Source organism: Streptomyces sp. NPDC049627, assembly GCF_044465645.1.
In the GTDB taxonomy this organism is placed as follows: domain Bacteria; phylum Actinomycetota; class Actinomycetes; order Streptomycetales; family Streptomycetaceae; genus Streptomyces.
The window spans coordinates 421,078-444,456 of sequence record NZ_JBITLW010000010.1 but is presented as its reverse complement, the minus strand read 5'-3'; the positions used below and the strand labels follow the sequence as shown (position 1 = coordinate 444,456).

16 protein-coding genes are annotated in these 23,379 nt (G+C 71.0%); 3 read left to right on the top strand and 13 right to left on the bottom strand.

Going from position 1 to position 23,379, the window contains the following annotated elements:
• On the bottom strand, positions 1 to 1,070 hold a 1,070-nt coding region (locus ACIBU0_RS28300), incomplete at its 3' end, for a maltotransferase domain-containing protein (protein ID WP_398823814.1).
• Between the two features lie 262 nt (positions 1,071 to 1,332).
• On the bottom strand, positions 1,333 to 2,535 hold the full coding sequence (locus ACIBU0_RS28295) for a S8 family peptidase (protein ID WP_398823811.1): 1,203 nt from the start codon (positions 2,533 to 2,535) through the stop codon (positions 1,333 to 1,335).
• Positions 2,536 to 2,859: 324 nt separating this feature from the next.
• On the opposite strand from ACIBU0_RS28295, the gene ACIBU0_RS28290 reads away from it, so the two are divergent.
• Positions 2,860 to 5,478, top strand: a complete 2,619-nt coding sequence (locus ACIBU0_RS28290) for a glycosyltransferase family 1 protein (RefSeq protein WP_398823808.1) — start codon at positions 2,860 to 2,862, stop codon at positions 5,476 to 5,478.
• A 55-nt stretch (positions 5,479 to 5,533) separates the two neighbouring features.
• Here ACIBU0_RS28290 and ACIBU0_RS28285 read toward each other — a convergent pair whose 3' ends face one another.
• From ACIBU0_RS28285 to ACIBU0_RS28235, 11 genes are all read right to left on the bottom strand, one after another.
• Positions 5,534 to 5,956, bottom strand: coding sequence for a hypothetical protein (locus ACIBU0_RS28285; RefSeq protein WP_398823805.1), 423 nt, complete (start codon positions 5,954 to 5,956; stop codon positions 5,534 to 5,536).
• Between the two features lie 28 nt (positions 5,957 to 5,984).
• Entirely contained in the window at positions 5,985 to 6,389 is a 405-nt protein-coding gene (locus ACIBU0_RS28280; protein ID WP_398823803.1) for a hypothetical protein, read from the bottom strand.
• 35 nt (positions 6,390 to 6,424) lie between these two features.
• Entirely contained in the window at positions 6,425 to 7,051 is a 627-nt protein-coding gene (locus ACIBU0_RS28275) for a hypothetical protein (protein WP_398823800.1), read from the bottom strand.
• Positions 7,052 to 7,182: 131 nt separating this feature from the next.
• Positions 7,183 to 7,692, bottom strand: coding sequence for a DUF1990 family protein (locus ACIBU0_RS28270; protein WP_398823797.1), 510 nt, complete (start codon positions 7,690 to 7,692; stop codon positions 7,183 to 7,185).
• A gap of 103 nt (positions 7,693 to 7,795) precedes the next feature.
• Positions 7,796 to 9,463, bottom strand: coding sequence for a M4 family metallopeptidase (locus ACIBU0_RS28265; protein WP_398823795.1), 1,668 nt, complete (start codon positions 9,461 to 9,463; stop codon positions 7,796 to 7,798).
• A gap of 210 nt (positions 9,464 to 9,673) precedes the next feature.
• Positions 9,674 to 11,737, bottom strand: coding sequence for a M4 family metallopeptidase (locus tag ACIBU0_RS28260; protein ID WP_398823792.1), 2,064 nt, complete (start codon positions 11,735 to 11,737; stop codon positions 9,674 to 9,676).
• A gap of 317 nt (positions 11,738 to 12,054) precedes the next feature.
• On the bottom strand, positions 12,055 to 14,112 hold the full coding sequence (locus ACIBU0_RS28255) for an NAD(+) synthase (protein WP_398823789.1): 2,058 nt from the start codon (positions 14,110 to 14,112) through the stop codon (positions 12,055 to 12,057).
• Positions 14,113 to 14,164: 52 nt separating this feature from the next.
• On the bottom strand, positions 14,165 to 15,943 hold the full coding sequence (locus ACIBU0_RS28250) for an ABC transporter ATP-binding protein (RefSeq protein WP_398823786.1): 1,779 nt from the start codon (positions 15,941 to 15,943) through the stop codon (positions 14,165 to 14,167).
• Between the two features lie 89 nt (positions 15,944 to 16,032).
• On the bottom strand, positions 16,033 to 17,754 hold the full coding sequence (locus ACIBU0_RS28245; protein WP_398823783.1) for an ABC transporter ATP-binding protein: 1,722 nt from the start codon (positions 17,752 to 17,754) through the stop codon (positions 16,033 to 16,035).
• A gap of 43 nt (positions 17,755 to 17,797) precedes the next feature.
• Entirely contained in the window at positions 17,798 to 19,651 is a 1,854-nt protein-coding gene (locus tag ACIBU0_RS28240) for an ABC transporter ATP-binding protein (RefSeq protein WP_398823780.1), read from the bottom strand.
• Positions 19,648 to 21,555 carry an ABC transporter ATP-binding protein gene (locus ACIBU0_RS28235; RefSeq protein ID WP_398823777.1) on the bottom strand — a complete coding sequence of 636 codons (1,908 nt, stop codon included), beginning with the start codon at positions 21,553 to 21,555 and terminating at the stop codon, positions 19,648 to 19,650. The genes ACIBU0_RS28240 and ACIBU0_RS28235 overlap by 4 nt, the downstream gene beginning before the upstream one ends.
• 183 nt (positions 21,556 to 21,738) lie before the next feature.
• Here ACIBU0_RS28235 and ACIBU0_RS28230 point away from each other — a divergent pair, with 183 nt between their 5' ends.
• Both ACIBU0_RS28230 and ACIBU0_RS28225 read left to right on the top strand, forming a co-directional pair.
• Positions 21,739 to 22,644, top strand: coding sequence for an ABC transporter ATP-binding protein (locus ACIBU0_RS28230; protein WP_398823774.1), 906 nt, complete (start codon positions 21,739 to 21,741; stop codon positions 22,642 to 22,644).
• A complete protein-coding gene (locus tag ACIBU0_RS28225) occupies positions 22,641 to 23,375 on the top strand; it encodes an ABC transporter permease (RefSeq protein WP_398823771.1) in 735 nt (244 codons plus the stop codon). Before ACIBU0_RS28230 ends, ACIBU0_RS28225 begins: the two co-directional genes overlap by 4 nt.
• Positions 23,376 to 23,379: the final 4 nt, after the last annotated feature.

Genomic DNA, 23,379 nt, shown 5'->3' with positions numbered 1-23,379 from the left:
TCCGGGGAGCACTGCAGGGCGAAGTCCAGGGCGATCTCCAGGCCGAGTTCGGCGGCCCTGGCGACGAAGCGGTCGAAGTCCTCGAGGGTGCCCAGGTCGGGGTGGACGGCGTCGTGGCCGCCCTCGGGGGAGCCGATCGCCCAGGGCACGCCGACATCGTCCGGCCCGGCGGACAGGGTGTTGTTGGGGCCCTTGCGGAAGGTCGTGCCGATGGGGTGGATCGGCGGGAGGTAGACCACGTCGAAGCCCATCGCGGCGATCGCGGGCAGCCGGCGCGCGGCCGTCTCGAACGTGCCGTGCGGGCGCTCGGGCGTGCCCTCGGACCGCGGGAAGAACTCGTACCAGGAGCCGAACAGGGCCCGCTCCCGTTCCACCAGCAGCGGCAGCGGATCCGACGCGGTGACCAGGTCCCGCAGCGGATACCGCCCCAACACCGCATCCACCTCGGGCGTCAGCGCGGCCGCCAGCCGCCAGGCGGCCGGACGGCTCTCGTCCCGCAACGCCTCGACGGCCGCCAGGATCACCTGACGCCGTCCCGCGCTCTCGGGCACTCCGGCGGCCGCACGCTCGTACAGCCGCGCGCCCTCCTCCAGCACCAGTTCCGTGTCCATCCCGGCCGGGATCTTGATCTGGGCGTGGTGTCGCCAGGTGCTGACCGGATCGCCCCAGGCCTCGACCAGGTAGGTCCAGTGGCCTGGCTCGCCTGCGGTGACGGTGGCGCCCCAGCGGTCGGTGCCGGGGGCCAGTTCACGCATCGGTGTCCAGGGGCCGGGGCGGCCGTCCGGATCGGTCAGGACGACATTGGCGGCCACGGCGTCATGTCCCTCGCGGAACACGGTGGCCGAGATCTCGAAGGCCTCGCCGGTCACGGCCTTCGCGGGCCTGCGCCCGTGCTGGACGACCGGGCGCACGTCGAGGACGGGTATGCGCCCCACGCCGCCGGACGTGTCCCTCGCGGAGGGTCGCTCCGCGGCGGGGGGTCCGGTGTCGGCGGTGACGGCGCGTTGCACGGGAAGTGCGTCGGTGCGGGACGTCGGGGGTGAGGACGACTGGTGGTGCATGGCGGGCATGACCGCTCCTGTCCGCGTCAACTTGGGTGGGCGGATGGCTGTGGGGAGGTGGGTCCTGCGGTGGTGCTGTGTCGACAGTGTGACTCTGCCACGTGGGGGTGCGCCCGGGGGCGCACGGGCGGGGTGTACCGGAGGAGCCTTCCCACCCTATTCGGGTACGCAATCCGGCACTTTGTTAACTACTCACGCGTATGTCTACACACAAGACCGGCCCCGTTCGCAAGAACGGGGCCGGTGCCTGGATTTCGCCGTGAACAGGCCGCTACGAGCCCGGTACCTGCAGGAGTTCGTCCGGCGAGCCGAGCCCGCGCCCGGAGACCTTGCCGGACACCGCCCCGTCCACCAGCGCCCTGGACACCTGCGCGGGCCCGGCCTTGGGGTGGTCGGCCAGATAGAGCGCGGCCGCGCCCGCCACGTGCGGCGACGCCATCGACGTACCGGAGAAGGTCGCCCTGCCGGTGTCGCTCGCGTACGACGCCGAGGTGATCGAGACGCCCGGGGCGAACAGGTCCAGGGTCGGGCCGAAGTTGGAGAAGCCCGCCCGCGCGTCCTTCTTGTCGGTGGCGCCGACGGTGACGGCCTCCCTCACCGCGGCGGGGGAGTAGAGGCCGGCCGGCAGCCCGTCGTTGCCCGCCGCGACCGTGTAGGTGACGCCGGACGCGATCGAGTTGCGTACGGCGGCGTCCAGCTGCGCGTTGCGGGGGCCGCCGAGGCTGACGTTGGCCACCGCCGGCTTCCTCGCGTGCCGGGTCACCCAGTCGATGCCCGCGATGACCTGGGCCGTCGTGCCACTGCCGGCGTTGTCGAGGACGCGTACGGCGACGACCTTCGCGTTCTTGGCGACGCCGTACCGCTTGCCCGCGATGGTGCCGGCGACATGGGTGCCGTGGCCGTTGCCGTCGCTCGCGGTCCTGTCGTTGCCGACGAAGTCCCAGCCGTAGCTCGCCCGGCCGCCGAAGTCCTTGTGCGAGACGCGGATACCGGTGTCGATCACGTACACGGTCACCCCGGCGCCCGCGGACTCGGGCCAGGTGTAGCCGTGGTCCAGCGGCAGGCCGGTCTGGTCGATGCGGTCGAGCCCCCAGGACGGCGGGTTCTTCTGGGTGTGGTCGAGTCTCACGCGGGTGTCCTGGACGACCGACGCGACGCGGGAGTCGGCCGCGAGCCGCTTGGCCTGTCTCTCGTCGGCCCGGACCGCGTATCCGTTGAGGACCGTGCCGTAGGTGTGGCTTATTTTCGCCCCGTACTTCTCGGCGAGGCTCTTTCCGGCCGCCGACGGAGCCTTTGTTCCTCCCTTGAGTGTCACCACGTAACTGCCGCTGACGGAACCGGGTTCTCCGGCGCCGAGTATCTGCCCCTCCGGTACGGCGTGCGCGGGCAGGGTGGCGGCCGACAGCGCGGCGACACAGGTCACCGCGGTCAGGCCACCGGCCCGGCGCAGACGCCGTGTGCGCGTCCGTGCCATGGTGTGAGTTCCCCTCCTCAACTCGGCGCACTGCGGCCATGGTTCGCCGGGTGTACCCGGCGGTGGACCGGTGCGCCACGGATCAGCGTCTCCTGACGTGAGAAGTCGCCACAAGAACGCCTACGGGGGCGGAATCGGCCATATCGGCCATGAGGGAAGTGCAAAGGTTGCGGCGCTTTTCGGACGGACGTGCTCTGTCCTCTCCGCTTGACAGCCACAAAAACGCACTGTGGTTACGAAGCCCCGCATACCGATAGCGTTCGCAGGGATGACGGGATGCACACCGCCGTGCGTCCCCTGCCACGCGCTGCCCGAGGTGGAACCGTGAAGGCGATCCGTCGATTCACCGTCCGACCCGTCCTCCCCGAACCCCTGCGGCCGCTGAGCGATCTGGCCCGCAATCTGCGCTGGTCCTGGCACGCCGAGACCCGCGATCTGTTCCAGTCCGTGGACCCCGAGTGCTGGGCCGCCTCGGGCAACGACCCCGTACGGCTGCTGGGCAGCGTGTCGCCCGGGCGGCTCGCGGAGCTGGCCGAGGACCACCGGTTCCTGCGGCGCCTCACCGCGGTCGCCGGTGACCTGGGCGACTACGTCACGGGGGAGCGCTGGTATCAGGGCCAGTCCGCCGAACTGCCCGCCGCCATCGCCTACTTCTCCCCGGAGTTCGGCATCACGGCCGCCCTCCCCCAGTACTCCGGCGGCCTCGGCATCCTCGCCGGCGACCACCTCAAGGCGGCCAGCGACCTCGGCGTACCCCTGATCGGGGTCGGGCTGCTGTACCGCCACGGCTACTTCCGCCAGAGCCTGTCCCGGGACGGCTGGCAGCAGGAGCACTACCCGGTCCTGGACCCCCACGAGCTGCCGCTCGCGCTCCTGAAGGAAAGCGACGGCACCCCCGCCCAGGTCTCCCTCGCCCTGCCCGGCGGCAAGCAGCTGCACGCCCGCATCTGGCTCGCCCAGGTCGGCCGCGTGCCGCTGCTGATGCTGGACTCCGACGTCGAGGAGAACGACCTCGGCGGACGCGGCGTGACCGACCGGCTCTACGGCGGCGGCAGCGAGCACCGGCTGCTGCAGGAGATGCTGCTGGGCATAGGAGGTGTGCGGGCGGTGCGCACGTACTGCCGACTGACCGGCCACCCCGCACCCGAGGTCTTCCACACCAACGAGGGCCACGCCGGTTTCCTCGGCCTGGAGCGCATCGCCGAACTGTGCGCCGACGGCCTGGACTTCGACTCCGCGCTGGAAGCCGTCCGCGCCGGGACGGTCTTCACCACCCACACTCCCGTCCCGGCCGGCATCGACCGCTTCGACCGCGAACTGGTCGCCCACCACTTCGGCCCCGACGCCGAACTGCCGGGCATCGAGCTCGAGCGGATCCTGCAGCTCGGCATGGAGACCTACCCCGGCGGCGAACCCAACCTCTTCAACATGGCCGTGATGGGGCTGCGCCTGGGCCAGCGGGCGAACGGCGTCTCGCTGCTGCACGGCCACGTCAGCCGCGAGATGTTCTCGGGTCTGTGGCCGGGTTTCGACCCCGACGAGGTCCCCATCACCTCGGTCACCAACGGCGTTCACGCCCCGACCTGGGTCGCCCCCGAGGTCTTCCGCCTCGGCGCCCGCCAGATCGGCGGCCGGCGCACCGAGGACGCGCTGACCGTCGGCGGCTCGGACCGCTGGGACGCGGTCGGGGACATCCCCGACCAGGACATCTGGGAGCTGCGCCGGAACCTGCGCGAGCAACTGGTGGCGGAGGTACGGCAGCGCCTGCGCGCCTCCTGGCGGCAACGCGGCGCCGGAACCGCCGAGTTGGGGTGGATCGACGGCGTCCTCGACCCCGACGTCCTGACGATCGGATTCGCGCGCCGTGTCCCGTCGTACAAACGCCTCACGCTGATGCTCCGCGACCGCGACCGTCTGATGGACCTGCTCCTGCACCCGGAGCGGCCGGTCCAGATCGTGGTGGCGGGCAAGGCGCACCCGGCGGACGACGGCGGAAAACGCCTGGTCCAGGAGCTGGTGAGGTTCGCGGACGACCCGCGCGTCCGGCACCGGATCGTGTTCCTGCCGGACTACGGCATGGCGATGGCCCAGAAGCTGTACCCCGGCTGCGACATCTGGCTGAACAACCCGCTGCGGCCCCTGGAGGCCTGCGGTACGTCCGGCATGAAGGCGGCGCTGAACGGCTGTCTCAATCTTTCCGTCCTGGACGGCTGGTGGGACGAGTGGTTCCAGCCGGACTTCGGCTGGGCGATCCCCACGGCCGACGGCACCGGCACAGATCCGGACCGGCGGGACGACATAGAGGCGGCGGCGCTGTACGACCTGCTGGAGCAGCGCGTCACCCCGCGCTTCTACGAGCGGGGCCAGGGCGGGTTGCCCGACCGCTGGATCGAGATGGTCCGCCAGACCCTGACGCTGCTGGGCCCGAAGGTGCTGGCGGGCCGGATGGTCCGCGAGTACGTGGAGCGCCTGTACACCCCGGCCGCTCACGCGCACCGCGCGATGACGCCGGATGCGGCGCGCGAACTCGCTCAGTGGAAGGGGCGGGTGCGGTCGGCGTGGCACGGCGTCACGGTCGACCACGTCGAGACATCGGAGGCGACGGCCACCGCGGAACTCGGCTCGACGCTCAGTCTGCGGGTGCGGGTGGGCCTCGGCGACCTGGGTCCGGACGACGTGGAGGTGCAGGTGGTCTCGGGCCGCGTCGACTCCGAGGACCGCATCGCGGACGCGTCGACGGTGCCGCTGAAGCCGACGGGGAATCCGGACGCGGAGGGGCGGTGGGTGTACGAGGGGCCGCTCTCCCTGGACCGGACGGGGCCGTACGGCTACACGGTGCGGATCCTGCCGGCGCATCGGCTGCTGGCGTCCGGTGCGGAGCTGGGGCTGGTGGCGGTGCCCTCGGAGGAGACGGGGGAGGGAGCCGGGGTACTGATGCGGTGAGCGAGGCGCTCGGCCGGGCCCTCCCGGCCGAGCGCCATGCCGAACCGCTCGCGCGTCAGGCGATGGCGGTCGCGTACGCGCAGTTCACCAGCGCACCGTTGTTGGTCTGGCACATCGTCAAGGAGACGGAGGCTCCTTCCGCTATGTCGAGGTCCTTTTCGAGTCTTCCGGCGTCGGCGCCCTGTGTGTGCTTGATCTCGGCCGAGCCGCCGGACCAGGTGGCCTTGATGTACACCCCGCGACCGTCGGCCTCGGCGTCCACCGCATAGAGGATCTCGTCATAGGCCGTGAAACCGGCCCACGAGACCTGCACGCCGCTGCTGTTGCGCCACTCGGCCCAGCAGTCCCTGCCGCCCGGGTCGTTCCACCCGTCCCCGCAGCCCTTGTCGTACGTGTCGGCCGACGACACCCCCGCCATGGCACCGAAGGTCAATGCCGCGGTGGCCACGACGGTCCCCACCCTGAGAAACGTGCGCATGATGTCCTCTCCTCCCCCTTGAGCGGGCTCAGGCCGTGCCGATGCAGGACGGAATGACGACGTTGGAGTTGAAGTCGATGCCGCCGGTCACGGTGCCGTCCCAGTTCCCGAGGTACGCACCGACGTGGACGGCCGTCCCCTCCGCGAGGGAGAGGTCGACGTCGCGGACACCGCCGTCCGCGCCCATCCGGTTCCAGTACCAGTACTGACCGTCGCCGTAGATCTCGATGAACCCGATGGCGGAGTGACCGTCGGCGAAGATGTCGTCCACCAGGAGGTGTTCGCCGTACGCCTTGAAGGTCGCCTTGCCGCCGCCGTTGTCGGAGTAGTCGGTGCAGTCCGTCTCGGCGTGGGCGTTCGCCGACACTCCCAGAGTGAGTGCCGCCACGATCGGAAGAATCGCTGCCGTGCGCCCGAACAAACGCTTTTTCATTACGTCCTCCTTCTCTCGCAGTGATACGTGCCGGTTCAATTCCCGGAGCAAGAGGCCTTGACCACGAGTTTTGGTTTGAGAGCTGCCGAGAAAGGCGTACCGGCAGTGGGGTTCTGCGTGCAGACTTCCCATGACCAATGGCGCTCGTTGGTCTTGTGCCCCTTCGCGTCCAATGTGTCGACGCTGATGTGGTCCGGGGCGAATCCCGCTTCGACGAGCTGGTGGACCGCCTTGCGCAAGGTCACGCCGAGTACCTTCGGCGTAGTGCCGGGCGGCATGTCGTCACCGACGCGAAGCGGGCATTTCTCGGAACGCCGGACCACAAAGAAATCCACGGCTTTGAGGTTCGGCTTCTGCCTCTCGAAACACGCCTTGAAGCGGCTTGCGTAGGCGGGGCTGATGTACCTGCCCAGGCTGGTCGCATCGCGGAGGGAGAAACCTTTCCCCTGGTCCGCTGCCGCTTTCATGGCCGTATCGAGCGGGAGGTCGACTCGGCGAACGGAAGCCTCGTCGGTGGCGCGCACTTCAGTGCTCTCGGTGCGCTCTTCGCCCGTCGTCCCTTGATGGCCGCATGCCGTGGCACTTCCCAGAATTGCCAGAGCGGCTGCTGAGCCCGCCAGGACGCGGCGCGTTTGTCCCCAAGGAATGCTCGCGAAACTCACAGAATCACTCCCCCCGTTGAGGCAAACGGAATCATGGAAGCGTTTGCCGGGTCAAGGGGTTTTCTGCGGGCAAGGAGTTCCGGCTGATTGTCCCCATTGCGGGGTAATTCCGATAACGCGGTATCGCCCGGTCAGTCCTCTTGGACCGGTGCGCACAATCGCCGCAGCACCGCACCGCACCGCCGCGCATACGCGTGCTGGAGTCCGCGCGTCGCCGGTCCCCCTGCCCGCGCGTACCACTTCGCCCCACGGCTGAATGCGTTCACCGTCAGCCAGACGGTGCCGTCGCCCGTGCGTTCCACGACGAACGCCTCCTCGCCGCACTCCGGATGGCCGGAAAGCGTGCCGTACGCCCAGCCGACCCGCCGGTGCTCCTCCACCGTCCACACCACCCGGCACGGAGCCTTGATCATGCCGGCGAGAGTGACCGTGACGTCCACCTCGGGGGCCGCCCGGGGGGCCGAGGCGTCGATGCCGACGCCCATGGCGCGGTGCATCTCCCAGGTCATGACCGCCTCGGCGGCTCTGCGGAAGACCTCCTCGCCCTCGCCGATGCGGGTGCGCACATGCAGGGGGTGGAAGCCGGGCGGGCAGAAGCCGTTCTCCCGGGTCGCGCCGACGGCGTCGTACGTGAAGGACATGGGAGACAAGAGTAGGGCGGCACCCGGGAATGCCTTCGTCCCGGGTGCCGCCCTGTCGGTCCTGCGTCGGTCCTGCGTCAGCCGGACGTCAACAGGCCTGTGTTCAGCTGACGTTGACCGCCGACCACGCGGCCGCCACCGCCTTGTACTCCGTGCTGCCGGTGCCGCCGTACAGGGCGGACGCCGCGCTCAGGGTCGCCGTACGGGCGGCCTTGTAGTTCGTCGTCGACGTCATGTACTCGGTCAGGGCCTTGTACCAGATCGCGGCGGCCTTGGTCCGGCCGATCCCGGTGACCGTCGAGCCGTTGGACGTCGGCGAGTTGTAGCTCACCCCGTTGATCGTCTTGGCGCCGCTGCCCTCGGAGAGGAGGTAGAAGAAGTGGTTCGCGGGACCCGAGGAGTAGTGGACGTCCAGGCCGCCCAGCGACGACGACCAGGCGTCGGCGGAGTTGCCGTCCTTGCTGGGCTTGTCCATGTAGCGCAGCGGGGTGCCGTCGCCGTTGATGTCGATCTTCTCGCCGATGAGGTAGTCGCCGACGTCCTTGGAGTTCGCCGCGTAGAACTCCACCGCCGTGCCGAAGATGTCGGAGGTGGCCTCGTTCAGGCCGCCGGACTCGCCGCTGTAGTTGAGGCCCGCGGTGTTGGAGGTGACGCCGTGGGTCATCTCGTGGCCGGCCACGTCGAGCGAGGTGAGCGGCTTGGTGTTGCCCTCGCCGTCGCCGTACGTCATGCAGAAGCAGCTGTCGTCCCAGAAGGCGTTGACGTACGCGTTGCCGTAGTGGACGCGGGAGTAGGCGGCCTTGCCGTCGTTCTTGATGCCGCTGCGGCCGAAGGTGTTCTTGTAGTAGTCCCAGGTGACCTGGGCGCCATAGGCGGCGTCGACGGCGGCCGTCTGGTCGCTGGAGGAGCTGGAGGCGGCGCCGGTGCCCCAGGTGTCGTCCGCGTCGGTGAACAGCGTGCCGGTGGAGGAACTGGTGCTGCGGGCCTTGTTGTACGTCTTGTGGCCGCCGCGCGAGGTGTCGTACAGCTGGTACGTCGAACCCGACAGGGTCGTGCCGAGGGTGACCGTGCCCGAGTAGAGGCTCTTGCCGCTGCCGGTCTCGATGCCCTGGTACTCGTACAGCTTCTTGCCGGTGGCGGCGTCGGTGATGACGTGCAGCTCGTTCGGGGTGCCGTCCTCCTGGAGGCCGCCGACGACCGTTTCGTAGGCGAGGACCGGCTTGCCGTCCGCCGCCCAGATCACCTTGCGGGGCGCGTTGTCCGCCTCGGTCTTCTTCGATCCGGCCGCCTTGGCGAGCTTCACGGCCTGGCCCTCGGCCTTGGCGGCGCTGATCTCCGGCTTGAGCGAGGCGACCTTGATGGCGGCCTTCGTCGCCTTGGTGACGCTCTTGTGCGCGCCGGACGCCGACTCGTGGACGACCAGGTCGCCGCCGAGGACGGGGAGACCGGCGTAGGTGCGCTCGTAGCGGGTGTGGACCGTGCCGTCGGCGTCCTTGACGACGTCCTTGACGACCAGCTTCTCCTGGGCGCCGAGGCCTATCGCGTCGGCGGTCTCGGCCGCCTCGGCCTGCTGGTCCTTGATGAGGGCGGTGCGGGCCGCGGGGGCCAGCGCGACCGGGGCGGCGAGAGGGGCCGCCGTTCTGCCGCTGTCCGCCCGGTCCTCGGCGGCCGAACTGCCGGCGGTCAGACCGGTGGTGAGGAGGGCTCCGGCCGCCACAGCGGTGGCGATGGCCAGAGTGGTGCGCTTGCGACGCGCGTAGAGGGGGGTCACACGAGCTCCTTTTGTGGGGGAGGTGCAGTGGTGCTTGTGCGGCGGGTGCACGAAGAGTGACACCTGGGGCGCGTACATGTCAGGAGGGCGCGGTGATGTTGACCGAAAGTTGACTGTCCGGTAAATGTTTCAGAAATGTGAACGGGCGCCGTCCCGGCGGGAGTTGAACCCGCCGAGACGACGCCCTGCTCCGGCAGACCGCGAACCGGCCTACGGGAAGGTGAGCTTCCAGCTGTTGATGTAACCGGTGTCGATGTCCGCGTTGTCCTGGACCCGCAGCTGCCACACGCCGTTGGCGACTTCGGAGGACGCGTTCACCGTGTACGTGGTGTTGAGGTTGTCCGAGCTGCCGCCCGTGCCGTAGCCCTTCAGCGTGTACGCCGTGCCGTCGGGGGCGACCAGGTCCACCTTGAGGTCACCGATGTAGGTGTGGACGATGTCCACGGCGACCTGGAGGTTGGAGGGCGCGTTGCCGGTGCGGCCGGACACGGTGATCGAGGACGTCACGGCCGCGCCGTTGTCCGGAATCGATACGTCGGTGCCGTTCTCGAAGGACGTGCCACCGCCGCCGCCTCCGTCGGACCGCGTGCCCACGTTGACGCCCGCCCAGGCGTCCTGCACCGCCTTGTACTCGGCGCTCGTGGTGCCGTACAGCTCACCGGCCGCCGCGAGGCTGCCGGTGCGGGCGGCCGCGTAGTTGGTGGTCGAGGTGAACTTGGTGGTCAGCGCGCGGAACCAGATCTTCTCCGCCTTGTCGCGGCCGATGCCGGTGACCGGAAGGCCGTCCGAGGTGGGCGAGTTGTAGGTGACACCGTTGATGACCTTGGTGCCGCTGCCCTCGCTCAGCAGGTAGAAGAAGTGGTTGGCGGGACCCGACGAGTAGTGCACGTCGATCGAGCCGATGCCCGAGTACCAGGCGTCCTTGGACGAGCCGTCCTTGCTCGGCTTGTCCATGTAGCGCAGCGGGCTGCCGTCGCCGTTGATGTCGATCTCCTCGCCGATGAGGTAGTCACCGACGTCGGAGGAGTTGTTGGCGTAGAACTCGACGGCCGTGCCGAAGATGTCGGAGGTCGCCTCGTTGAGGCCGCCGGACTCGCCGCTGTAGTTGAGGCCCGCGGTGTTGGAGGTGACGCCGTGCGTCATCTCGTGCCCGGCCACGTCGATGGACGTCAGCGGGTGGGTGTTGCCCGAGCCGTCGCCGTACGTCATGCAGAAGCAGCTGTCGGACCAGAACGCGTTGACGTACGCGTTGCCGTAGTGGACCCGGGAGTAGGCACCCACGCCGTCACCGCGGATGCCGCTGCGCCCCTGGACGTTCTTGTAGTAGTCCCAGGTGAGCGCCGCGCCGTAGTGCGCGTCCGCGCCCGCGGTCTCCGTGTTGGACGCGCTGCCGTTGCCCCACACGTCGTCGGAGCCCGAGAACAGCGTGCCGGTGCCGGAGGTGCCGCGGTTGAGGTTGTACGTCTTGTGGCCGCCGCGCGCCCCGTCGGTCAGGTTGTACGTCGACCCGGACTGCGTGGTGCCGAGCGTGACCGTGCCGCTGTACATCGTGTTGCCGGTGCCGGTCTCGATGCCCTGGTACTCGTAGAGCTTGGCGCCCGTGGCGGCGTCGGTGATGACGTGCAGCTCGTTCGGGGTGCCGTCCTCCTGGAGGCCGCCGACGACCGTCTCGTACGCCAGGACCGGCTTGCCCTTCGCGGCCCAGATCACCTTGCGCGGCGCCCGGTTGACGTCGGGGCTCGTGGCGTCGTCCGCCTTCGCCGCGGCCAGCGCCTGCTTCTCCGCCTTGGCGGCGGGTACGGCGGCCGTGGTGGTGGCCGGCTTGATGGCGGCGCGGGTGGCCTTCACGACCGCCTCGGTCTCGCCGGACTTCGCGGTCTCGACGACCAGGTCGCCGCCGAGGACGGGCAGTCCGTCGTACGTCCGCTCGTAGCGGGTGTGGACCGTGCCGTTGCCGTCCTTGAGGACGTCACGCACGACCAGCTTCTCCTTGGCGCCGAGGCCCAGGTCCTTCGCGGTGTCCGCCTTGGTGGCGTTGGCCTCGCGGATCAGCTCGGCGCGCTGGGCGGGGGAGAGCTTGACCGACTCGGCGCCCGGTATGACCTTGCCCGCGGCCGACGGTGCCTTCTCCGGGGCTGCGGTGGCGGCGCCCGACTGGACGGCCGCGGCGATCAGGGCGGCCACGCCGACGAGGGCGACGGCGGCGGCCTGGCGGTGCGCCGTGGGGCGCTGGCTTGCGTGGGGGGTGCGTCTGTGGGAGGAACTGTCTCTCAACACTGACTCCTTCTGCGCGGCCGCGGATCACGCGGCCAGGGGAGACCGGCCGGCGGGTGGGCCGTCCGGGCAGAGCGGGGTGGTACGCAGAACGACGTGCGCGTGCGGTGATGGACGTGCGCGTGCGGGAGCTCGGCCGCGGGCACCGCCGTGTGACGGCGCTGTGGGGTTGCTGTGTCGCGGCCGTGGGAAGAGTGGCAGCTGACTGCGGTTTCTGTCAGGACCGCGTCAGGAAGTTGGCCGGAAATCGTTCGTTGTCCGGGAGTTCACGTTCGATAAACGGAACGGACAGAACAGACGAGGGCGGAACGGGCGACTCACCCGTCGATACGGGCGAGGTCCCGCAGCCAGGCCGCCGCGTTGCCGTCCGAGGGCGCGCGCCAGTCGCCGCGCGGGGAGAGGGAACCGCCGGCCGAGACCTTCGGCCCGTTCGGCATCGCCGAGCGCTTGAACTGTGCGAACGCGAAGAAGCGCCGGCAGAAGACCTCCAGCCAGCGCCGGATCTCCGCCAGGTCGTACGCCACCCGCTTGGCCTCGGGGAACCCCGGCGGCCAGGCACCGGCCTCCGCGTCGTGCCAGGCGTGCCAAGCCAGGAAGGCGATCTTCGACGGCCGGAAGCCGTACCGCAGGACGTGGAAGAGCGTGAAGTCGTGCAGGTTGTACGGGCCGATCTTGGACTCGGTGGACTGCATCTCCTCGCCCGGCACCAGCTCGGGGCTGATCTCCGTGTCGAGGATCGCGGCGAGCGTCTTGCCGGTCTCCTCGTCGAACTGGCCGCTGCCGATGACCCAGCGGATCAGATGCTGGATCAGGGTCTTCGGCACCCCGCCGTTGACGTTGTAGTGGCTCATCTGGTCGCCCACGCCGTACGTGGACCAGCCGAGCGCCAGCTCCGACAGGTCGCCGGTGCCGAGCACGATGCCGCCGCGCTGGTTGGCGAGGCGGAACAGGTAGTCGGTGCGCAGGCCGGCCTGCACGTTCTCGAAGGTGACGTCGTACACCGGCTCGCCGGACGCGAACGGGTGGCCCATCTCGTGCAGCATCAGCCGCGCCGTCGGCGTGATGTCGAGCTCGGCCGCGGTGACGCCGAGCGAGTTCATCAGCTTGTGGGCGTTGTCCTTGGTGTGGTCGCTGGTGGCGAAGCCGGGCAGGGTGAAGGCGAGGATGTCGCTGCGCGGGCGGCCCGCGCGGTCCATCGCCCGGGCGGCGACGATCAGCGCATGCGTGGAGTCGAGGCCGCCGGACACCCCGATGACCACCTTCGGACTCCCGATCGCGGCCAGCCGCTGCTGGAGGCCCGCGACCTGGATGTTGTACGCCTCGTAGCAGTCCAGCGCGAGACGCTCGGCGTCGGCGGGCACGAACGGGAGGCGCTCGACCCGGCGCTTCAGCCCCAGGTCGGTCGTGGGCGGGTCCAGCTGGAACGTGATGCTCCGGAAGTCGCCGGTGCGGGCCGCGTGAGCACGGCGGTTGTCGTCGAACGTGCCCATCCGCTGCCGCTCCTGCCGCAGCAGGTCGAGGTCGACGTCGGCCACGGCGAACTGGTCGTCGAGCGGGAAGCGGTCCGTCTCGGCCAGCAGGACGCCGTTCTCGTAGATCATGGTCTGGCCGTCCCACGACAGGTCGGTCGTCGACTCGCCCAGACCGGCCGCCGAGTAGACGTACGCCGCGAGGCACCGCGAGGACGCCGCCCGGCACAGCAGCCGCCGGTCCTCGGCCCGGCCGACCGTGATCGGGCTGCCGGAGAGGTTGGCGAGCACGGTCGCGCCGGCCAGCGCCGCCTCGGCGCTCGGCGGCACCGGCACCCACATGTCCTCGCAGATCTCCGCGTGCAGCACGAGGCCGGGGACGTCCGCCGCCTCGAACAGCAGGTCCACCCCGAACGGCACCTCCTCGCCGCCCACCCGGATCGTCCCGCCGCGCTCGTCCTCGCCCGAGGCGATCTGGCGCCGCTCGTAGAACTCCCGGTAGTTCGGCGGGTACGACTTCGGCGCGACGCCGAGGACCCGGCCGCGGTGCACGACCACCGCGCAGTTGTAGATCCGGTGGCGGTGGCGCAGCGGGGCGCCGACGACCAGCACCGGAAGCAGGTCGGCCGACCCGGCCACCACCGTGGCGAGCGCCTCCTCGACGTCGTCGAGCACGGCGTCCTGGAGCAGCAGGTCCTCGATCGAGTACCCGGTCAGGCCCAGCTCGGGGAAGACGGCGACGGCGACGCCCTCCTGCGCGCACCGGCGCGCCTGCCGCAGAACCGCTTCCGCGTTGGCGCGCGGGTCGGCGATGACGGTGTGGCCCGTGCACGCGGCGACGCGCGCGAAGCCGTGCTGGTAGATCGACCAGAAGTTCAACGGGGCTTCCCCAGGAGAAACGGACATGACGTGTGCGGTGGAACGGATCTGCTGCTCCGAGAAGCATAGATCTCCGCTCTCACGGGTGATCGGACCCCGCCCGCTCCCCGTGCCAGGACCGCCACAGCGCCGCGTACGCCCCGCCCGCCGCGACCAGCTCGTCATGGGTGCCGAGCTCGGTGAGCCGGCCGTTCTCCATGACGGCCACGCGGTCCGCGTCGTGCGCGGTGTGCAGACGGTGCGCGATGGCGATGACCGTACGGCCCTGGAGTACGGCGGCCAGGGCGCGCTCGGTGTGCCGGGCCGTCGTCGGGTCGAGCAGGGCCGTCGCCTCGTCGAGGATCAGGGTGTGCGGGTCGGCCAGCACCACACGGGCCAGCGCGAGCTGCTGGGCCTGTGAGCCGTCCGTACGGCAGCCGTCGTCGCCGAGCGCCGTGCCGAGGCCGTCGGGCAGCCGGCGTACCCAGGTGTCCGCGCCGACCGCCGTGAGCGCCGCCCACAGCTCCTCGTCCGTGGCGGACGGCTCGGCGATACGGAGGTTGTCGCGGACCGTGCCGAGGAAGACGTGGTGCTCCTGGGTGACCAGCACCACCTGGCGGCGCAGCTCCTCGGGACCGAGGGCGACCACCGGTACGCCGCCGACCGTCACCGAGCCGGCGGTCGGCGCGTCGACGCCGGCCAGGAGCCGGCTCAGGGTCGTCTTTCCGGCGCCCGAGGGGCCGACGACGGCGAGCCGCTCGCCCGGCCGGACGGTCAGGTCGACGTCGCTGAGGACCTCGCCGCCGCGGTCATAGGCGTAGCGCACGCCGGTCACGTCGATGCGGTCGTCCGCGGGGGCCGGTGAATCCGTCCCGGTCGCCTGCGGGGCGCGTGCCAGCCCCTCCACGCGGGCGAACGACGCGCCGCTGCTCTGCAGTTGCTCGACCCGGACCAGGAGTTCGTCGAGCGGCCCCTCGAACTGCCGGAAGTACAGCCCGGCCGCCACGACCGCGCCGACGCTGATCGCCCCGTGCGCGTGCAGGACCCCGCCGATCAGCAGGACGCCCGCCACCGGGAAGAGGTACGACACCTCCACCACCGGGAAGAACACCGAGCGCAGGAACAGGGTGTGGAAGCGGGTGCGCCGGGACTCCTCCAGCGCCTCACGGCCGGCCGCGACCCGGTGGTCCCGGAGTCCGAACGCCTCCACCGTGCGGGCGCCGGCCGCGGTCGCCGCGAGGATCTCCGCGACCTCCGAATTGGCCGCGCCCTCGGCGAGATACGCGTCCCGGGCCCGCCGCAGGTACCAGCGCAGCACCAACCAGACGGGGGTGAGGACCACCACCCCCAGCGCGCCGAGCAGCGGGTCGATCGCGAAGACGGCGGCGAGCAGGAACAGCGCCTGCACGATGTTGATCAGCATCTCGGGGCCGGCGTCGCGAAGCGTCGTGCCGACGGTGGCCACGTCGGCGGTGCCGCGGGCCGTCAGGTCGCCGGTGCCGGCGCGTTCCACGACGGAGGCGTGCAGGGCGAGGGTGCGGTCGACGAACTCCTCGCGGATGCGGGCGAGGGTGCGTTCGCCGAAGCGGTGGCCTTCGTAGCGGGCCCAGCGGGCCAGCAACAGCTGGGCTGTTGCCGCGATCAGGATCGCCAGGGCGAGTCTGTCCACGGTGGTTGTGCCGTGGCCGGCGCGGACCTCGTCGATGATGCGGCCCACCAGCCAAGGGCCTGCGAGGCCGGCGATCGCTGCGAGGGAGTTCAGGGCGAGTACGGCTGTGAAGGCTTTGGCGTCGGCTCGGATGAGGCGAGTGGTGGCCAGTCGGACGTCTCGTGGATCGGCGATGGGGAGGTGGCCCGGCGCGTTCGATCTTGCGGCCACTGGCTCGGGACTTCGCCCGGTACGCCGACCGCGGGTGCGTTGTGGCTTGTCGCGCAGTTCCCCGCGCCCCTGGGTGGGCTGCACTTCCGTCACCTCACAACCTCCTCGGCGTCCTCGTCCCGCGCCACCAAAGACCGGTATCCGGGCTCCCCGTCCAGCAGTTCGCGGTGGGTGCCCGTGGCCGCCACCTTGCCGTCGACCAAGAAGTGGACTGTGTCCGCCTGGTCCAGGACCAGGGGGGACGTGGTGGTTACGACCGTCGTGCGGCCCCGGCGGGCTGTGCGCAGGCGTTCGGCGACCCTTGCCTCCGTGTGCGCGTCCAGGGCCGACGTCGGCTCCACGGCCAGCAGGACCTCGGGGTCGGCCAGCAGGGCGCGGACCAGGCGGATGCGCTGGCGCTGGCCCCCGGAGAGGTTGCGGCCCTGGGCGTCGATGGGGGTGTCGAGGCCGTCGGGGAGGCCGCGGACGATGTCCTCGGCGACCGCTGTGTGGACGGCCCGGGCGATCTCCGCCTCGCTGCGGCCATCGGGGCCCCAGTGCCCGCAGACCAGCTCCCGCAGCGTGCCCGCGAACAGGTCCGCCTCGTGGTCGGCGACCAGGATGCGCGCCCTGAGCTGCGGCAACGCGATGTCGGCCAGGGGTACGCCGCCCCAGGTCGCCGCTGAAGGGGTGTAGCGGCCGAGGCGGTCCACCACGGCCACGGCGTCCGTCGGCACGGCGGCGGCCAGTGCGGTCAGGCGGCCCGGGAGCAGCCGTACGCCGGACTCCGGGTCGTACAGCACCGACGGCTCGGCGGGGGCCTCGCGCGTGCCCGTGTCCGGTTCCGGCTCCAGGCGCAGCAGCCGTACGACGCGGCGTGCGGCCACCACGCCCCGGCCGAGCTGGTAGCCCCAGTCCACGAAGTACGACACCGGGCGGACGAGGACCGCGACATAGCCGTAGACCGACACCAACTCGCCTACCGTGATGGTCCCCTGGGCCGCCATGCGGGCCGCCATCCAGGTCACCACCGCGAGGTACAGCGTCGGCAGTCCCACGCCGACGGCCTGCATCCAGCTGGTCACCGAGCCGACCCGGTAGCCCTGCTCGCGCAGGCGGGCCGAGTCGCGGCGGAAGGCGTCGGCGACCAGGCCCTTTCCGCCGAGGCCGTTGAGGACGCGCAGGCCGCCCGCGAGGTCGCCGATCCGGGCCGTCAGGACGCCCTGGCGCTCCCGGTACTCCGCCTCCGTGCCCTGCAGACGGCGCATCAGCGGCCCGACGAGCAGGGCGATCATGGGCATCCCGAGCAGCACCACCACGGTGAGCTCGACGGAGACGGTCAGCAGCAGGCCGGAGACCGCGAGGTAGGCGGCGATCGCGCCGACCCCCGGACCGATCACTGTGAGCGCGGAGGCGATCTGCTGCACGTCGCCCACGCCGATCGTCACGATCTCCCCGGCCTTGACCTGCCGTGGCAGCGCGGCCCCGAGCCGTACCGCCTGGCCGACGACGACCTTGACCGTGCGGAAGTTGGCGTCCATCCGCACCCGGGTCATCGTGCGGTGCCGCATGATGCTCAGCCACGCGTTGAACGCCCCGACCACGACCAGCAGCCCCGTCCACAGGGCGAGGGCGCCCATGTCGTCCTTCTCCAGGCCCTCGTCCACGGCCCGGGCCATCAGCAGGGGCGTCGCCGCGAGCAGCACCATCCACACGCTGCCCAGCAGGGCGCCCGCGGCCGACCGCCACGGCTGCCGCAGCACCAGCCACAGCAGATACCGCCAGCCACCCCGGCAGTCGGGCGTGCCCGGATCCTCGTACGCGTCGATCACCTGTCGTCCCCCTGGACGGTCTCGCCGGTCTGTCACGTCACGGTCATGCCAGACTGTCCCGCCACGCCCGGTGCAGGTCCGCGAACCTGCCCGTCCCCGCGACGAGTTCGGCCGGAGTGCCGTCCTCGACGATCCGGCCGTGCTCCATGACCAGGACCCGGTCCGCGATCTCGACCGTGGAGAGCCGGTGGGCGATGACGACGGCCGTACGCCCGTGCAGCACCGTCGACATCGCGCGCTGCACGGCCCGTTCGCCGGGGATGTCGAGGGAGCTGGTCGCCTCGTCGAGGATGAGCACGGCCGGGTCGGCGAGCAACGCCCGGGCGAACGCGACCAGTTGGCGCTGCCCGGCGGAGATACGGCCGCCCCGCTTGCGTACGTCGGTGTCGTAACCGTCGGGGAGCGAGCTGATGAAGTCGTGCGCGCCGATGGCCTTCGCCGCCTGCTCGATCTCCTCGCGGGTGGCGTCGGGCCGGCCGATGGCGATGTTCTCGGCGACCGTGCCGGAGAACAGGAACGCCTCCTGCGTCACCATCACCACCCCGCGCCGCAGTTCGGCCACCGGCAGCTCGCGCAGGTCGACGCCGTCCAGCAGGACCCGGCCGTCGGAGGGGTCGTAGAAGCGGGCGAGCAGCTTGGCCAGGGTCGACTTGCCCGCGCCGGTCGAGCCGACGACCGCGACCGTCTGCCCGGCCGGGATCGTGAGGTCGAAGCGGGGCAGCACCTCGCCGCCGGTGCGGTAAGCGAACCGGACGGCGTCGAAGACGACCTCGCGGCCGGGGTGCTCGCTCCCGAGCGGCGGCAGCTGCCGGGGGGCCCGCGGCTCGGGGACGGACGGCGTCTGGGCCAGCAGCCCGGCGATCTTCTCCAGGGAGGCCGCCGCCGACTGGTACGAGTTGAGGAACATGCCGAGCCGGTCGATCGGGTCGTACAGCCGCCGCAGATACAGCACCGCGGCCGCCAGCACACCGAGAGCCAGCGTGCCGCCGGCGACCCGGTAGGCGCCCCACAGCACGATCCCCGCGACGGCGGTGTTGGCGACGAGGCGGGAGCCGACGACGTAACGGGCCATCTCCAGCAGCGCGTCGCCGTTCGTCCGCTCGTGCCGCTTGTTGAGTACGGCGAAGTCGGCGTCGTTGGCCGCCTCGCGCCGGAAGGCGCGCACCGGGCGGATGCCGTTCATCGTCTCGACGAACTTGACGATCACGGCCGCGATGGCGGTGGACCGCACGGTGTACACGCGCGCGGCACGCCGCCGGTAGAGCCGTACGAGGAGATACAGCGGCCCGAAGGAGGCCACGGCGACCGCGCCGAGCCCGAGGTCCAGCCACAGCAGCATCGCCGAGATGGAGACGAAGGACAGGATGACGGTGACGAGTTCCTGCAGGCCCTCGTCGAGCAGCTCGCGCAGGGACTCCACGTCCGTGGTGGAGCGGGAGATCAGCCGGCCCGAGGTGTAGCGCTCGTGGAAGTCGATGCTCAGGGCCTGGGCATGGCGGAAGATACGGCCGCGCAGGTCGAGCAGCACGTCCTGGTTGACGCGGGCGGAGACGAGGATGAACCCGTACTGCAGGCCGCCGGAGGCCAGCGCGCACAGCAGATAGCCGGCGGCCACGGCGATCAGCGGGCCGAGGTCGTCGCGCCGGAACGCCGGTACGGCCGTGTCGATGGCGTACGCCACCAGCAGCGGGCCCGTCTGCACGGCCGCCTGCTGGAGGAGCAGCAGGAGGGTGGTCAGGGCGACGCGGGCCTTCATCGGGGCGAGCAGGGAGCGCAGGAGGGCCGTGGTGGCGCCCGGGGGAGTGGGCAGGACGTCGCGGTCGAAGGGGTCACCCGGCGTGGGGGGTTCCTCGGCCGGCTGCGCCTTGTCCGGTGCGGTGGTGGTGGTCGCCGTCATCGGTCGGCCTCCTCGGTTCCGGCCATGAGGTGGGCGTACTCGGTGTTCGTGCGCAGCAGTTCGTGATGCGTGCCGACGGCCGCGATACGGCCGCCGGAGAGCAGGGCGACGCGATCCGCGAGCAGCACCGTGGACGGGCGGTGGGCCACGATGAGCGCGGTGGTCTCCGCGAGCACCTCCCGCAGGGCGGCCTCGACGGCGGCCTCGGTGTGCACGTCGAGGGCGGACAGGGGGTCGTCCAGCACGAGGAACCTCGGCCGGCCGACCACGGCCCGCGCGAGCGCCAGCCGCTGCCGCTGCCCGCCGGAGAGGCTGAGCCCCTGCTCGCCGACCTGCGTCCCGGTCCCGTGCGGCAGGGAGTGCGCGAAGCCGGCCTGCGCGACGGCGAGCGCCCGCTCCAACTCGGGCTCTCCCGCGCCCTCCGCGGCCCCCATCAGAACGTTGTCCGCGACGCTGGCCGAGAACAGGGTGGGTTCCTCGAAGGCGACAGCGACGAGTTCGCGCAGCGAGTCTCTGGGCATCTCGGCGATGTCCTCGCCGTCCAGCGTGATCCTCCCGGACGTCACCTCGTGGAGGCGGGGGACGAGGGCGGTGAGGGTCGTCTTGCCGCTGCCGGTCGCTCCTACGAGGGCCATGGATTCGCCGGGGCGGATGTGGAGGTCTATGTGGTTGAGGATCGGGGGTGAGTCGTCGGGGGCATCGGGATACCGGAACGAGACGCCGTGAAACCGAAGCCCGCTGCCCTGCGACCCGCTCGCTGCGGCAGCCGACTCCGTCAAGCCGCGGGCAGTCGTGCCGCTGGGGCGGCTCCCGACCCACAGAAGGGCGGCACCTCGTAGCGCCGAGTCGCGCGACCCACCCCCGGCCCGCACCAACGCCCCCGCACCCGACCCCGACGGCTCCTCAGGAACCGCATCCATCACCTCGAAGTACCGCTCCGTGGCCGTCGCCGCCTCCTGGCTCATCGCCAGCAGGAAGCCGATCGAGTCCACCGGCCACCGAAGGGCGAGCGCCGTCGACAGGAACGCCACCAGCGTCCCCGCCGACAGACCCCCGTCCGCCACCTGCACCGCACCCAGCACCAGCGCCGCCCCGATCGCCATCTCCGGCAGCGCCACGATGACGCCCCAGATGGTCGCCAGCAGCCGGGCCTTGCGCAGTTCGGTCCCCCGCAGCGTCCGTGACAGGTCCCGGAACGCCCGTGCCTGACTGCGGTGCCGCCCGAACCCCTTGATGATCCGGATGCCGAGCACGCTCTCCTCGACGACCGTCGTCAGATCGCCCACCTGGTCCTGCGCGCGGCGCGCCACCGTGGCGTACCGCTTCTCGAAGATCACGCAGGTGACGATCACGGGCACGGCCGGGACCAGGATCACCAGCCCCAGCGTCCAGTCCTGGAGCAGCATGATGATGACGCCGACAAGGATCGTCACCCCGTTGACCAGCAGGAACGTCAGCGGAAAGGCGAGGAACATGCGCAGCAGCATCAGATCGGTCGTGCCCCGCGACAGCAACTGCCCCGACGCCCACCGGTCGTGGAACGCCACCGGCAGCCGCTGCAGACGACCGTACAGATCCGCCCGCATCGCCGCCTCGACCCCCGCCAGCGGCCGCGCCACCAGCCACCGCCGCAGCCCGAACAGCAGCGCCTCCGCGACCCCGAACAGCAGCAGGAACAGCGCCCCGAGCCACACCCCGGCCGGATCCCGGTCGGCGACGGGCCCGTCCACCATCCACTTCAGCACGAGCGGAATGACCAGCGACAGACACGAGGCGACGATCGCCACGAACGCGGCGGTGAACAACCGCAAACGCACCGGCCGCACATACGGCCACAGACGCAGCAGCGTCACCACGGCGGATCGGTCGGACCTGTCCTCGGCGGTTGCACGTGTCGTCACCATCAGCAGCGAGCCTACGGATCGCCACTGACACTGCCCACCGAGTTTTGGCCGGTCCGCGGTCGGGCGCTGGTCCTACGACCTGCGTGTTCGAGGGGTCGTACGGCGCCATCGACCGATCGGTCGATGTGCCTTCGAGCGCAACGGCCGATGTGCCGGCCCCGGCCCCGCCGCGACCCTGCTGTCATGTCCGTCATCGAAGTCACCGACCTGCGTAAGTCCTACGGCGGCCGCACCGTCGTCGGCGGTGTCTCCTTCACCGTCGACGAGGGCGAGATCTTCGGCATCCTCGGCCCGAACGGCGCCGGCAAGACCACCACCGTCGAGTGCGTCGAGGGTCTGCGCGTCCCCGACGCCGGCCGCGTCCGCATCGCCGGCCTTGACCCGGTCGCCGACCACGCGCGCGTGTCACGCGTGCTCGGCGCCCAGCTCCAGCAGAGCGAGCTGCAACCCAAACTCACCGTCCGCGAGGCCCTGCAGCTGTACGCCGCCTTCTACCCCGGCGCGCCGGACTGGCGTCCGCTCGCCGAGCGCCTGGGCCTGACCGCCAAGCTCACCACCAGGTTCGCGAAGCTGTCCGGCGGGCAGAAACAGCGCCTGTTCATCGCCCTCGCCCTCATCGGCAACCCCCGTATCGTCGTACTCGACGAGCTGACCACCGGCCTCGATCCACGCGCCCGCCGCGACACCTGGGAACTCATCGAGGACGTCCGGGCGGGCGGTGTCACCGTCCTGCTCGTCACCCACTTCATGGAGGAGGCGCAGCGGCTGTGCGACCGGATCGCGGTGATCGACAAGGGACGGGTCGCCGCCCTGGACACCCCGGCCGGACTGATCCGCCGCTCCGCGGGCGCCACCGTCATCAGCTTCACGCCGTCCGCCCCGCTGGACGACCGTGACCTGAACGCCCTGCCCGCGCTCGCCTCCGTGGAGCACAAGGAAGGCCGCGTCACCCTCTCCGGCACCGACGAGACCGTCAACGCCGTGATCACGCTGCTGGCCCGCACCCACGTCACCGCCCGCCAGCTCCGCGTCACGGACGCCACCCTCGACGACGCGTTCCTGGACCTGACCGAGGAGGCGACCGCATGAACACCGCCGTGCTGAAGACCGAGCTGCGGCTCTTCCGCCGCGAACCCGGCAGCCTGTTCTGGATCCTGCTGTTCCCGACCCTGCTGCTGGTGATCCTCGGCTCGATTCCGTCCTTCCGGGACCACGAGGCGGACCTCGGCGGCCTGCGGACCATCGACATCTACGTCCCCGTGGCCGTCCTGCTCGGCCTGATCGTGAGCGGCCTCCAAGCCATGCCGCAGACCCTCACCGGCTACCGCGAGCGCGGCATCCTGCGCCGGATGTCCACCACGCCGGTCCGTCCGTCGGCGCTGCTGACCGCCCAGATGCTGGTGTACGGCGGCGCCGCCGTGGTCTCCGCACTGCTGGCCCTCGCCGTCGGCCGGCTCGCCTTCGACGTACGACTGCCCGAGCAGCCCCTCGGCTACCTCCTCGCCCTGGTCCTGACCGTCCTCGCCGCCCTCGCGCTGGGCGCCGTGGTCTGTGCGCTGTCCCGGACGACGAAGATCGCCGGGGCCGTCGGATCCGCCGTGTTCTTCCCGGCGATGTTCTGCGCGGGGGTGTGGATTCCGGTGCAGGCCATGCCGGACGTGCTGGCCAGGATCGTCGGCTGGACGCCGTTCGGGGCGGCCGCACAGGCGCTGAACCAGGCGGCGTCGGGCGACTGGCCCGGTGGCGACCACCTGGCCGTCCTCGCCGTCTGGACGGTCCTGCTGACGGCCGCAGCGTCGCGCTGGTTCCGTTGGGAGTAGGCGA